This window comes from Streptomyces sp. P5F9 (assembly GCF_057961495.1).
On record NZ_JBXVPZ010000304.1, the window covers coordinates 1 to 11872 of the forward strand.

An 11872-nucleotide genomic window follows, 5' to 3' on the forward strand; every position below is an offset into this window, starting at 1 on the left:
CCAGCCGGTCCAGGTGAAGTCGCCGATGACATGGCCGAGTTGTTCGACCAGACGCCAGTTGCCGTCGATGCGGGTGGAGAAGGTCTCGGTGCCGAGGATGATCCGGTTCGGGAACAGGTCCTTGTCCAGGGCGTAGCGCGCCTCGGCGTAGTTCATGCCGGCGACGTCGAGTACCGCGAAGGACTCGGCCGTCTTCTCCGTCACGAGGCTGGAGGCACTGATCGCGTTCATCATGTCCCCCGCGTCGGCCATGAGGGAGTTGATCCCCTTGTCCTCGGTCCCGCCCGCGTCGGCCGCCTGCTCGGTTTCCGCCGCCTTCTTCTCCTGCGACTGCTGGGCCAGCTTGCCCAGTTCGGACATGACGGAGAGCACGCCGTTCACCGCGTTGGTGACGTAGCGCGTGGGGTCCGACGAGCGGACCTTCTCGGCGAGTCTGCGGCCCCATGCGGCGCCGGTGGGCGAGCCGGTCTCGGGGATCTCGTTGCCGATCGAGTACATGATGACGCTGGGGTGGTTGAAGTCCTTGGCGACCATCGCCTCGATGTCGCGCTCCCACCATTCGGGGAAGTCCAAGCTGTAGTCGAAGTCGCTCTTGGCGGACGTCCAGACGTCGAAGGTCTCGTCCATGACGAGCATCCCGAGGCGGTCGCACGCGTCCAGCATCGCCTTGCTCATGGGGTTGTGGGACATGCGGAGCGCGTTGAACCCGGCGTCCTTGAGGAGTTGGACCCGCCGTTCCTCGGCGCGGGCGAAGGTCGCCGCGCCCAGAACTCCGTTGTCGTGGTGGACACATGCGCCGCGCAGCTTGACCGTCTCGCCGTTGATCCGCAGCCCGTGCCGGGGGTCGAGGCGCAGCGACCGGACACCGAAGACGACGGTCTCGGCGTCGAGGTCCTTCAGGGTCACGGTGGCGGTGTACAGGGCGGGTGTGTCCGTGCTCCACAGCAACGGGGCGTAGACGTACAGGCGTTGGCGTACGACCGCGGGCTCGCCCGGCAGCACCGTCGCCTTCGAGACGTCGCTCGCGACGACACTCCCGTCGGCATCGCGGACCTCGGTGACGACGTCGACCGTACGGATCGCGATCGAGTCGTTCTCGACCCTCGTCGCGACCTCGACCACTGCCCGTTCCGCGTCGATGTCCGGGGTGGTGACACGGACCCCGTCGGGCGCGATCCGGACCACGTCGCCGACGAGCATCCAGGTGTCGCGATAGATGCCCGCACCGGTGTACCAGCGTGAGTCACGATGGGCGCGGGCCTCCACGCGGATCTCGTTGTCGTCGCCGTAGCGCAGGAAACGGTCGGCGTCGATGTGGAAGTGCGAGTAACCGAAGGGGCGTTGGCCGGCGTAGTCCCCGTTGATGTACACGACGGCATCGCGGTAGACGCCCTCGAACTCGAAGAGGATCCGCTTGCCCCGGTGCTCCTCGGGAACGGCGAACGTCTTGCGGTACTCGTAGGTCCCGCCCGGGAAGTACGCCCCGGCGCCGCCCTCCATCGTGGCCTCGCCGTCCGGCGCCGTGCGCTCCTGCCCGATCATCGCGTCGTGCGGCAGTGTCACCGGGAGGAAGGGAACCTTCACACCGGACAGTTCGGCGAAGGGGTTGACCTTGGGCCGGCTCTGCCAGCCGTCGTTGAAGGACGTACGAATCATGGGGGTCTCCGTGAGGTGTGGGGCGGGCAGCGGTCCGGGGGCCGGCGCCCGGCGGAGGTCTATGCCCCGCCGGGAACCTGCGAGGTCGTTCCGGTCAGCCGCGCGCCCAGCCAGGCACGGCCTCGCTCCAGCAGTTCCCGGGCGACGCGCGTATCGGGAGCCCAGGCCTCGAAGCCGTGGGGAGCGCCGGGGACGAGGTCGAAGGCGCAGCGCACGCCCGCGTCGCGCAGACGTTCGGCGTAGGTGCGGCACTCGTCGGTGAACAGGTCGATGTCGCCCACGCTGATCCAGGCAGGTGGCAGCCCGCTGAGGTCGCCGCGCCGGGCCGCGACCGCGTAATCAGGGGTACACGCGCCGCCGGGCCTGGTGGCGAGATAGGCGCTCCACGCCGTCCGGTTCGCCGCGTTGTTCCACACCCGGTGCTGCACCTGGTCGAGCTCGCGCCGCGCGGCGGTGCGGTCGTCGAGCATCGGCGAGAACAGCCATTGTGCGGTGGGCTGGGCACCTTCCCCGTCGTGTAGCCGCTGTGCCAGGCAGGCTGCCAGACCCGCGCCGGCGCTGGAACCCCCGACGGCGATACGTTCCTGGTCGACCCCGAGTTCCCTGGCCGACTCCTGCAACCACTGCCACGCGGCCAAGGTGTCGTCGAGAGCGGCCGGGAAGGGGTGTTCAGGAGCGAGGCGGTAGTTCGCCGAGACGACGACGATGCCGAGTTCGTGGGCCGTCGCGGAGCAGAAGGCGTCGTCCTGTACGACGTCGCCGATGACGTACCCACCGCCATGCACCCACAGCAGCGCCGCCCCCGAACCGCCAACGGCCGGGATGTACACGCGGATGCCGGGGCCCTGGTCGATGTCACTGCTCTCGACGCTCGCGACCGGCTCGCCGAGCCCGCGCCTGCGGACCAGGGTCCGTACGACATAGCGCCCCCACTTCCGACGGACCGGCAGCCGCGGCATCCGCGCGACGCTGCGACGCAGCTCAGGGTCGACCAGGTCGAGCTTCATGGGCGCCTCTCCTCGAATCCGGTTCGGTGTAAGGCACGCACCAAACCAATGGTAAATCGTATTACCACCTGCCCTGCGGTACGGTATCCAGCGCATCCCGCACCGCACAAGCCCCAGATCAGACCGCACGCAGGAGACCCGGCCGCCGGGCCCCCGTTCCGAGGAGCGAGAGAGTGAGCAGGTCCATGCGCGCGACAGCCAAGGACGTCGCCCGGGCCAGCGGGGTCTCGCAGACCACGGTGAGCTTCGTTCTCAACGGGGCGGCCGGGCACGTCTCCGAGGAGACACGGGAACGGGTACGGCAGGCCGCGCGCGACCTCGGCTACGTCCCGAACGGCTCGGCGCAGGCGCTGCGCAAAGGGGCGTCCCGCATCGTCCTGCTCAACATCGAGGGCGTGCCCACCGGCAGCAGCCTCGGCAGCTACATCCGGGGCCTCGACGCCGAACTCGCCGCACACCAGCACGTGTTGCTGGTGCTGCACGGCCATCTCTCCTCGCAGGCCCTCTCCGACGTGGCGCAGGCCGTTTCCGCCCGGGCGGTGATCGACCTGGGTGACGCGGGCCGCGCGGACGACATCGTCACCGACGCCGAGACGTCCCTCGACGCGTTCTCCGCGCAGGCCGACGTCCCGGTCCGGTACCTGGTCGACCGAGGCCACCGGTACCTCGCCACCGTCATGCCGGACACCCCGGAACTCCAGGCTCTGGCCGGTCTGCGAGGGCGGCTCATCCGGCAGGCCACGCACGCCGCGGGCCTGGCCGCCTGCCCGGCGCTCGTCCTGCCCGGCAGCCTCGACACCGCCGAGGAACGGCTCCGGACCTTCCGCACCGACCACCCGGACGTCACGGCCGTCCTCGCCTACAACGACGACCTCGCGCTCGTCACGCTCGCCGCGATGAGGCGCCTCGGGCTGCGCGCACCGCAGGACCTCGCCGTCGTCGGGTTCGACGACACCCCGCACGGAGCACTGTTCTCGCCCGCCCTGACCACCGTGCACATCGACGCGGAAGCCATCGGCCGCAACGCCGCACGCACCGCGCTGGGCCTCCCCTCCGCCGACACCACCCCGGAACCGGCACGAGTGATCGTTCGACAGTCCGGGTAACCGGTCATCTCCACACCGGCGGAAGCGAACTGGTGGACCACCGGCTATGGGGTCGGTTGCCGGACCGGTAGGAGTACCGCACACGGGTGTTCGGCGCGGAGAGTCGTCGCCGGCGCCCTGGGTTCGCCGGTGCCCGGATTGCGGTTGTAGCGAGGGAAGTTGCCGCTGGACACCTGGACCCGGATGCGGTGACTGCGCCGGAAGCGATAGGCCGTCGGCCATAGCCGTACCGTCGCGCGGGAGGTCCGGTCGGCGTCGGTCAGACCGACAGGCTGTCGCACACGTTCGTCTAGCGGGGCTTGGCGTCAACGTCGCACAGGCCGGACGAACACATCCGCGTGGGGCAGACTGGAGCGGAACCAGACCTCGGCGCTCACCTCGCCGATGGCGTCAACCTCTGTGTCCAGTGCGGCAGTTGCGTCGGCGAGCACGTCCGAGCGGATGGCAGGCGTGGCTGGGCTCCATCGCGGACGCCTGGGGGAGCCGCGTAGCGCCCGCCTACTGGGCGGTATTGGCGACTGGGCGGTGGATGCGAAGTCGGCAATGGGACAAGGTCGCATACGATCCTCGACCTGTTCATATCCGTCAAGACTGTCCGCTACCACCTGATACACATCTACGCGAAGCTCGGCATCCGCTCCCGCAGTGAAGCGGCCGCCCGCTTCCAGGAGGCCCCACCCCAGGACGTCTGACGCACGTGGTGGCTTTGGCGACCGGCTGGCAGAGGGTCAGCCGGTGGGGGGATGTACCGAGCCTCGTTCGATGACGGGCATGGGGATCAGGTGGCAGTCGGGGTGTGGGTCGCGGTCGAGGAGGAGTTCGATGGAGGTGCGGCCCATGGCTTCGTGGGGAAGTGCGACGGTTGTCAGGCCGGGTCTGAGGTAGGAGGCGAGTTCGTCGTTGTCGAAGGACACGACGGAGACGCCCCGCGGGACGGACAGGCCGAGGTCGGCCAGCGCCTGGTAGGCGCCGAATGCGAGGCGGTCGTTCATGCAGAGCAGTGCGCGGATGTCGTTGCGATGTTCCAGGAGGGCGCGGGTCGCGTCGTAGCCGTGGTGGGGTTCCCACTCCCGGCATGATTCTTCGGCGGCGAACCGTAGTCCGCGCTCGGCCATCTCCGCGCGGATCCCGGCGATGCGCTGCCCGACGGTCGCGGAGCGGAAGAGGTTCTTCTCGATCTCTTCGTTGTGGCCGATGAGAGCGATCCCGTTGCGGTGGCCGGCGTCGGCGAGGAGTGCGACGGCCGCTCTGCCGCCGCGGAGTTCGTCGGGCAGGACCGAGACGGGGTGCTGCTTGCTGGTGGCGTTGAGCATGACCACGTTGGTCGCCTGCGGTATGTCGGGTACGGACAGTTCCCGGGCCCGCATCACGGCGAAGATGATGCCGTCGGCCTGGCGGTCGAGGGCGGCCGCGATCGCTTTGGACTCGCGTGCCGGGTCACCTCCGGTCTCCAGGACGAGCAGGACGTGGCCGGCCTTTTCCGCGGCGTCCAGCGCTCCCTGGATCAGACCGCCGGCGAAGCGTGTGGTGGCGACCACGTCGGAAATGAATCCGATGGTGAGGGTCTTGCGGGTCCGCAGTCCGCGGGCGGCCACGTTCGGCCGGTAGCCGAGTTCCGCGGCGGCGTCGTTGACCCGGGCGTGTGCCTCGGGGGACAGGCGGGTGTCGGACTTGCCGTTCAGAATCAGCGAAGCGGCGGCCGTGGACAGCCCCGCGCGCCGGGCGACATCGGCGAGCGTGACGCGCTTGTTCGGCATGGCATCTCTCCTCCGGTGGCCGGCGCAGGTGCGGGTCTCAACCCAATCACGCTGCCCGACCCGCTGAGAACTATTCCTTGACAGCACCCGTCTCCAGGCCGACTATGGCGGTGCTAAAAGGGTTTAGCAAGCGGTTTTGAGTCGTTTCGGGAACGGGCGCCCCGGAGCGCTGAAGACCGTCGAGGTGCCGGAGACGCCCGCCCGCGTCTGCCAGGCCGCCTTCCTCGGACCCGCCCACCGACAACGGAGTCACGCAGATGTCGAACGAGCCGCAGCCCTCCCGTCAGGGACCCAGCACCACATCACGCAGGGCATGGAGAGCGGCCCTCACGGCCACCGCCACCGCCGGTGCCCTCACTCTCGCCGGGTGTGCGCCGGGATCGCCGGCCGCGAGCCCGACCGGTTCCGGCGAGGTGAGCCTGAAGCTCACCTCCGACAAGATCACGATCAAGATCCAGGACGAGACGGGCTTCCCGGTCTCCGACGATCTGGCCAAGGAGTTCACCAAGCAGCACCCGAACGTCACCTTCAAGGTCGTCCGCGACAGCTTCGCGAACCTCACCGCGAACGCGCCGCGCCTGATGGCCAGTGCCGACGCACCGGACCTGATTCGGTTGCCGACGCTGGGCGACACGGTCAAGGACGGGCTCCTGACGAACCTAGACCCGTACTACAAGGGCTTCGGCTGGGACAAGTTCTCCGCCGGGCAGCTGGCTCCGTCCCGGATGAGCATCAAGGGCGTGCGGGGCGAGGGGTCGCTCTACCAGCTGGGTCTGGGCTACAGCGTCACCGGCATCTATGTAAACCAGAAGTACGCCAAGCGCCTGGGCCTGTCGGGGGCGCCGGCCACGCTCGCCGAGCTGGAACAGTGGATGGCCAAGGCCAAGGCGGCGAAGATCCTTCCGGTGCAGATCGGCATGCAGGACGGCGCGGGCACGTTCGCGCTGCAGGCGCTGATCAACCAGTACGGGAACAAGAACGACCTAGTGGACTGGATGTTCAACAAACCGGGGGCCACGTTCGACACGGCCGCGAGCCTCAAGGGCGCGACGGTGTTCAAGAAGTGGGCGGACGCGGGGTTCTTCCCCTCGGACGTCAACGCGATCAACTACACGACGATGGTGTCCAACTTCCAGGCGGGCAAGGGCCTGCTGATGTTCGACGGCAACTGGGACGCCGCCGGGACCGACAAGTCCATGGGGCAGGGCGCCGCCACCTTCGTTCCGGTGCCGCCCGCCACCGCCGGCGGCAAGTACGTGGCGATGGGCGCCGCGAACTCGTTCTCCATCCCAGCCAAGGCGAAGCATGCCGACGCGGCGGCGTTCTTCCTGAACTGGATCCACACCAACACCAAGGCCCGTCAGATCATCGTCGACGTCACCGGCGCGTCGCCCGGCGGTGACCCCGCCCAGAAGATGCCGACGGCCAAGGCGGGTTCGCTGATCGGCCAGGCACTCGGCGTCTCCGCGGAAGTGGGCTCCGACAACGGTTTCGTGGACTTCATGGCCAACACCACGGCGGGCATCTACGCCGGCGCGTTCCAGCCCGACGAGCAGCGCCTGCTGACGCGGCGTATGGAGCCCAAGGCGTTCGTCGAGGCCATCCAGCAGTACTACGAGAAGGAACTGGCCGGCTCATGAGCAGCGACGTCCGCGGGCCTGGGACCTCGAAGCCGACCGCGGCCGCGGTGCGGCGCCCCCACCAGGGCGTCCATGCCGCGGATCCCGTCGGCCGGCCCGCCCGGGAGTCCATCCGCAGTGCGGCCCGGCGCAGGCTCGCCCTGGGCTGGCTGTTCGTCCTGCCCGCGCTGGCCTTCTTCTTCGCTTTCGTGATCTATCCGCTGATCACGGCCGTGCAGTACTCGTTCTACGACTGGAACGGCATCGGTGCCTCCACCTGGGTCGGCTTCGCCAACTACACCCGGGTGTTCACCGACCGGGATCTGCTGATCTCGATCGTGAACGCGCTGATCCTCATCGTGTTCTTCACGGTCATCCCGGTCACCAGCGGACTGGTCCTGGCCACCCTGATCCGCACGATGAGGCCCGGCGCGTTCGCCACCACCGCGCGGACCATCCTGTTCCTTCCACAGATCATCCCGCTGGTGGCCGCCGGCATCGCCTGGTCGTGGATGTACGCGCAGACCGGTACCGTCAACACGATCCTGGACTCCGTGGGCCTGGGATTCCTCTCACGGTCATGGCTCGCGGGCTTCAGTACGGCTCTGCCCGCCGTAGGCCTGATCGGCTCGTGGGTGCTGACCGGTCTGTGCACGATCCTGCTGCTCACCGGCATCGGGAAGATCGACGCTTCGCTGTATGAGGCGGTGCGGCTGGACGGCGCCGGCTGGACGCGGGAGTTCGTGACCGTCACCCTTCCGGGGCTGCGGCAGGAGATCGCCGTACTGGTCACCCTCACGGTCATCGCGGCGCTGAGCAGCTTCGACATCATCTACACGACCACCAAGGGCGGCCCTGGGACGAGCACGCTGGTCCCCGGCATCTCGATCTTCCGGCTCGCCTTCACACAGAGCGAGGTCGGTCTGGCCTCCGCCTTCGGCATCGTCCTGCTGGCCCTCGTCCTCGCGGTGGTGCTCCCCATCCAGCTGCTGGCAAAGGAAAGAGACCGATGATCGTCAACAAGAGCGAGGTGATCATCGGACGCGTCGTCCTGGTCATCGTCCTCGTGCTCACCGTGCTCCCGCTCGTCGGCATGCTTTCCGGCGCACTGCAGCCCGCGGACCGCATCCCCAGCGGGATCTCCTGGCCGAGCAACCCCCAGTGGGGCAACTTCGCCGAAGCCTTCAGGACCGCGCACGTCTGGCAGCTGCTCGGCTCCAGCGCCCTCATCGTCGTAGGCGTCGTCCCGCTCAGTCTTCTGATGGCGACGCTGGCTGGCTACGCATTGGGCAACCTGCGCATTCGCGGCGGCAGGGTCGTGTTCCTCGTGTTCGTGCTGGGGCTGACGATCCCCTTCGAGGCGATCGTCATCCCGCTCTACTACCAGATCACCGACATGGGGCTGCTCAACACCCGCTGGGCGATCATCCTCCCGCTGATCGGGCTCTACATGCCGTTCGGTGTCGTGTGGATGCGTGCCCACTTCATCGGAGTGCCCACCGAGCTGTCCGAGGCGGCCCGCATCGACGGGGCGAGCACCTTCCAGGAGATCCGCCGCATCCAGCTTCCCCTGGCCGCCCCCGCGCTGTCCTCCCTGGCGATCCTGCTGTTCCTGTGGACGTGGAACCAGTTCCTGCTCCCGCTGGTCCTGGTCGACGACCCGGACAAGCGCACCATGGCCGGGGCACTCGGGGCATTCCAGGGCCAGTACCTCAACCAGCTCCCCCTGATGTTCGCCGGCGCGCTGATCATCATGCTGCCCACGATCGCCATCTACGTCATCTTCCAGCGCCAGTTCATCAAGGCGCTGCTCCAAGGTGCCGTCAAGGGCTGACATCACACCCCTCACCTGCCCTCTCACCGGTCGCCTCTGCCGCCAGGCAGCCGCCCCCACAAGGACGCTCTGTGTCATTTCACCTGGACCATGCCTGGGTGTGGGACTTCTGGTTCGCCGACGACGGCGACACGTTCCACCTGTACTACCTCCACGCCCCCAAGAGCCTCGGCGACCCCGAACTCCGGCACCGCAACGCGCGCATCGGCCACGCCACCTCCACGAACCTGACCGACTGGCAGGACCACGGCCCCGTGCTCGGCCCTGGACCGGCGGGCGGCTTCGACGAGAGCGCCGTGTGGACCGGCAGCGTGCTCTGCGGACACGACGGGCTCTGGCGCATGTTCTACACCGGTGCCCGCTTCACCGACTCCGGCAGCAACACCCAGGCGATCGGCGTGGCCACCTCCACGGATCTGCACACCTGGACCAAGCAGCCCGGGCCCATCACCGAGGCAGACGGGCGCTGGTACGAGAAGCTGGGAGATTCGAGCTGGTCGGAAGAGGCATGGCGCGACCCGTGGGTGTTTCCCGACCCGGACGCGCGCTGCTGGCACATGCTGGTGACGGCACGGGCCAACCACGGTGCTGTCGACGACCGCGGTGTCATCGCCCACGCCACCTCGCCCGACCTGCGCACCTGGACGGTTCAGCCACCCCTCAGCTCCGTCGGCGCGGGCTTCGCCCACCTCGAAGTCCCGCAACTGGCCACCATCCAAGGCGAGAACGTCCTGCTCGTGTCCTGCGACACCCCTCGACTGTCCGCCGCACGGCGGAAGGCAGGCCAGACCGGCGGTGTCTGGAGCATCCCGGCCCCCTCCGCCCCGGGCCCCTACCCGGCGCAGAAAGCCCGGCTCGTCGTCGGCGAATCCCTCTACAGCGGCCGTGTCATCGAGGACCGAACCCGACGGGCCGTGATGCTCGCCTTCGACAACACGGGCGCCGACGGCACGTTCCAGGGCTCTATCTGCGACCCCTTCCCCGTGGGCCGCTCCCCGGAGCACCCCGGCATCGTCCCCCTCACCCTCCCGAGCGAAAGAACTCCCCGATGAACGCATGCGTCGACGGCTTCACCGCCCCCGGATTCGAACGCGTCGCAGATGCCTTCGCCGCGACCTTCGCCCGCCACGACGACATGGGGGCAGCACTCTGCGTACGGGTGGCGGGAGAAACGGTCCTCGACCTGTGGGGCGGAACGGCCGACGAACGCACGGACACACCCTGGACGAAGGACACCGTCAGCGTCATCTTCTCCTGCACCAAGGGTCTTGCCTCCATACTCGCGGCCCGTCTCGTGGAGGAAGGCCGCCTCGACTACGAGAGGCCCGTCGCCGCGTACTGGCCCGAATTCGCGGAATCCGGCAAGGACACGATCACCGTCAGGGATCTCCTCGCCCATCGGTCCGGCCTCTCGGCACCGCGCGAGGTCCTCACCCTTGAGGACGCCATCGACTGGGGCCTGGTGACCGCGCGCCTCGCGCAGCAGGAACCCCTGTGGCCGGCCGGCGAAGGACACGCCTACCACGCCCTCACCCATGGATGGCTGATCGGCGAGGTCATCCGCCGCGTGACCGGCATGACGGTCGGCCAGTACTTCCAAGAGCTCATCGCCACGCCCCTGCACGCCGACGCATGGATCGGCCTTCCCCCGTCCGCCCGGCACCGTGTCGCGCACATGCGCGCCGGACAGACCCTCACCGCCCTCGTGGCTCAGCAGGCCGCTGCGCGACCCTCCGGAGAAATAGACTGGTCGGAGCGGGCTCTGACTCTCGGAAACGCTTTTCCCCCGGAGCTCGTCGACGACAATGGCGGCTTCAACGACCCCCGGGTGCAGGCGGCGGAACTGCCGGGAGCCGGTGGTATCGCCTCTGCCCACGCACTGGCCTCGATCTGGTCATCCACCGTGGTGGACACCGACGGAGTGCGGCTGCTGAAGCCCGACGCCGTCGCCGACGCCATCCGTCCCCAGGCGGAAGGGACTCCCGTGTTCGGAGGGCAAGCCCCTTTCCCCCGGTGGGGCACGGGATTCCAACTGCCCTCACTCGCACGGGAATACCTTGGACCGGCGTCCTTCGGACATGACGGAGCCGGCGGGCAGGTCGCTTTCGCCGACACGACCCACCAGGTCGGCTTCGCCTATCTCACCAACGTCATGGAAGCAGGCGCGGACCCACGCGCCACGTACGTCATCGACGAACTGCGCCGAACGCTCGGCTTCAGCTGCTCTCGTGAAGGCCCCCACGTGTGAACCCGCAGGCACGTGAACACGCAGACGGCGTGCTCACGTGGGCTCCAGCCGCAGGACACCCGCTCTCCCGGACGGCAGGGACTGCGGCCTCTGCACGACCCGGACGCTTCGAGGACACCCGCGACGGTATCGCGGATGGGTGCGAGGGGGTCAGGAGGTCGGCGTGGCCAAGTAGTCGCCGTGTTCCAGGTCATCGAGTAGCGTCAGATGGGTGGGAGACTGTCCGAGCAGATCCTGTGTGCGAGTACTGGAGACGGGGCGTCGAAGCCGTAAACCTTGGCCATGAACGGGCTGACGTAGTGGTGGGCGGCCTGGTCGCGGGTGAGCGAGACCGTGGGCAGGTCCAAGCCCTGGGCGATGGTCTGCGCGATGCATTTCATGGTGACACCGTTTTCGGCAACTCCGTGCAGCACGCTGCCCGCAGGAGCCTTCTCCAGTGCGAGACGGAATTGGACCGCGGCGTCGAGCCGGTGCACCGCGGGCCACCGGTTGGTGCCGTCGCCGACGTAGGCCGAGACGCCGGTCTTTCGTGCGGGGCGATGAGCATGGGGACGAAGCCGTGGTCTTCAGGACTTTGTTGGCGGATTCGCCATTGTCAGGCGGTGAGTTCGAGTCCGAGGCGGGTGAATCGGCTGATGTGAGTGG

General features: G+C 68.4%; 12 protein-coding genes. 7 read left to right on the forward strand and 5 right to left on the reverse strand.

Going from position 1 to position 11872, the window contains the following annotated elements; genetic code table 11:
- A partial coding sequence (locus AC31A1_RS35095; protein ID WP_489657186.1) for a glycoside hydrolase family 2 TIM barrel-domain containing protein occupies positions 1 to 1656 on the reverse strand: 1656 nt, incomplete at its 3' end.
- A gap of 59 nt (positions 1657 to 1715) precedes the next feature.
- The gene (locus tag AC31A1_RS35100; RefSeq protein ID WP_489657187.1) at positions 1716 to 2663 is read right to left on the reverse strand and encodes an alpha/beta hydrolase; all 948 of its coding nucleotides are present in this window, start codon (positions 2661 to 2663) and stop codon (positions 1716 to 1718) included.
- Between the two features lie 173 nt (positions 2664 to 2836).
- On the opposite strand from AC31A1_RS35100, the gene AC31A1_RS35105 reads away from it, so the two are divergent.
- Positions 2837 to 3769, forward strand: a complete 933-nt coding sequence (locus AC31A1_RS35105) for a LacI family DNA-binding transcriptional regulator (protein WP_489657188.1) — start codon at positions 2837 to 2839, stop codon at positions 3767 to 3769.
- A 44-nt stretch (positions 3770 to 3813) separates the two neighbouring features.
- On the opposite strand, the gene AC31A1_RS35110 is transcribed toward AC31A1_RS35105, so the two are convergent.
- Entirely contained in the window at positions 3814 to 4050 is a 237-nt protein-coding gene (locus tag AC31A1_RS35110; RefSeq protein WP_489657189.1) for a CocE/NonD family hydrolase C-terminal non-catalytic domain-containing protein, read from the reverse strand.
- Between the two features lie 297 nt (positions 4051 to 4347).
- On the opposite strand from AC31A1_RS35110, the gene AC31A1_RS35115 reads away from it, so the two are divergent.
- Positions 4348 to 4461, forward strand: a complete 114-nt coding sequence (locus AC31A1_RS35115; protein ID WP_489657197.1) for a helix-turn-helix transcriptional regulator — start codon at positions 4348 to 4350, stop codon at positions 4459 to 4461.
- A 36-nt stretch (positions 4462 to 4497) separates the two neighbouring features.
- Here the strand turns inward: AC31A1_RS35115 and AC31A1_RS35120 are convergent, their stop codons facing one another.
- Positions 4498 to 5526 (reverse strand): LacI family DNA-binding transcriptional regulator, encoded by a 1029-nt coding sequence (locus tag AC31A1_RS35120; protein WP_489657190.1) that lies wholly within the window; start codon positions 5524 to 5526, stop codon positions 4498 to 4500.
- A 257-nt stretch (positions 5527 to 5783) separates the two neighbouring features.
- Between AC31A1_RS35120 and AC31A1_RS35125 the strand changes: the two genes are divergently transcribed.
- The 5 genes from AC31A1_RS35125 (at position 5784) to AC31A1_RS35145 (ending at position 11227) form a co-directional block, all read left to right on the forward strand.
- Positions 5784 to 7166 (forward strand): ABC transporter substrate-binding protein, encoded by a 1383-nt coding sequence (locus AC31A1_RS35125; protein WP_489657191.1) that lies wholly within the window; start codon positions 5784 to 5786, stop codon positions 7164 to 7166.
- Positions 7163 to 8158 carry a carbohydrate ABC transporter permease gene (locus AC31A1_RS35130; RefSeq protein WP_489657192.1) on the forward strand — a complete coding sequence of 332 codons (996 nt, stop codon included), beginning with the start codon at positions 7163 to 7165 and terminating at the stop codon, positions 8156 to 8158. Before AC31A1_RS35125 ends, AC31A1_RS35130 begins: the two co-directional genes overlap by 4 nt.
- Positions 8155 to 8979, forward strand: coding sequence for a carbohydrate ABC transporter permease (locus AC31A1_RS35135; RefSeq protein ID WP_489657193.1), 825 nt, complete (start codon positions 8155 to 8157; stop codon positions 8977 to 8979). Before AC31A1_RS35130 ends, AC31A1_RS35135 begins: the two co-directional genes overlap by 4 nt.
- 71 nt (positions 8980 to 9050) lie before the next feature.
- On the forward strand, positions 9051 to 10031 hold the full coding sequence (locus tag AC31A1_RS35140; RefSeq protein ID WP_489657194.1) for a glycoside hydrolase family 68 protein: 981 nt from the start codon (positions 9051 to 9053) through the stop codon (positions 10029 to 10031).
- On the forward strand, positions 10028 to 11227 hold the full coding sequence (locus AC31A1_RS35145) for a serine hydrolase domain-containing protein (RefSeq protein WP_489657195.1): 1200 nt from the start codon (positions 10028 to 10030) through the stop codon (positions 11225 to 11227). Before AC31A1_RS35140 ends, AC31A1_RS35145 begins: the two co-directional genes overlap by 4 nt.
- Positions 11228 to 11430: 203 nt before the next feature.
- Here the strand turns inward: AC31A1_RS35145 and AC31A1_RS35150 are convergent, their stop codons facing one another.
- The gene (locus AC31A1_RS35150; RefSeq protein WP_489657196.1) at positions 11431 to 11607 is read right to left on the reverse strand and encodes a hypothetical protein; all 177 of its coding nucleotides are present in this window, start codon (positions 11605 to 11607) and stop codon (positions 11431 to 11433) included.
- Positions 11608 to 11872 lie beyond the last annotated feature (265 nt).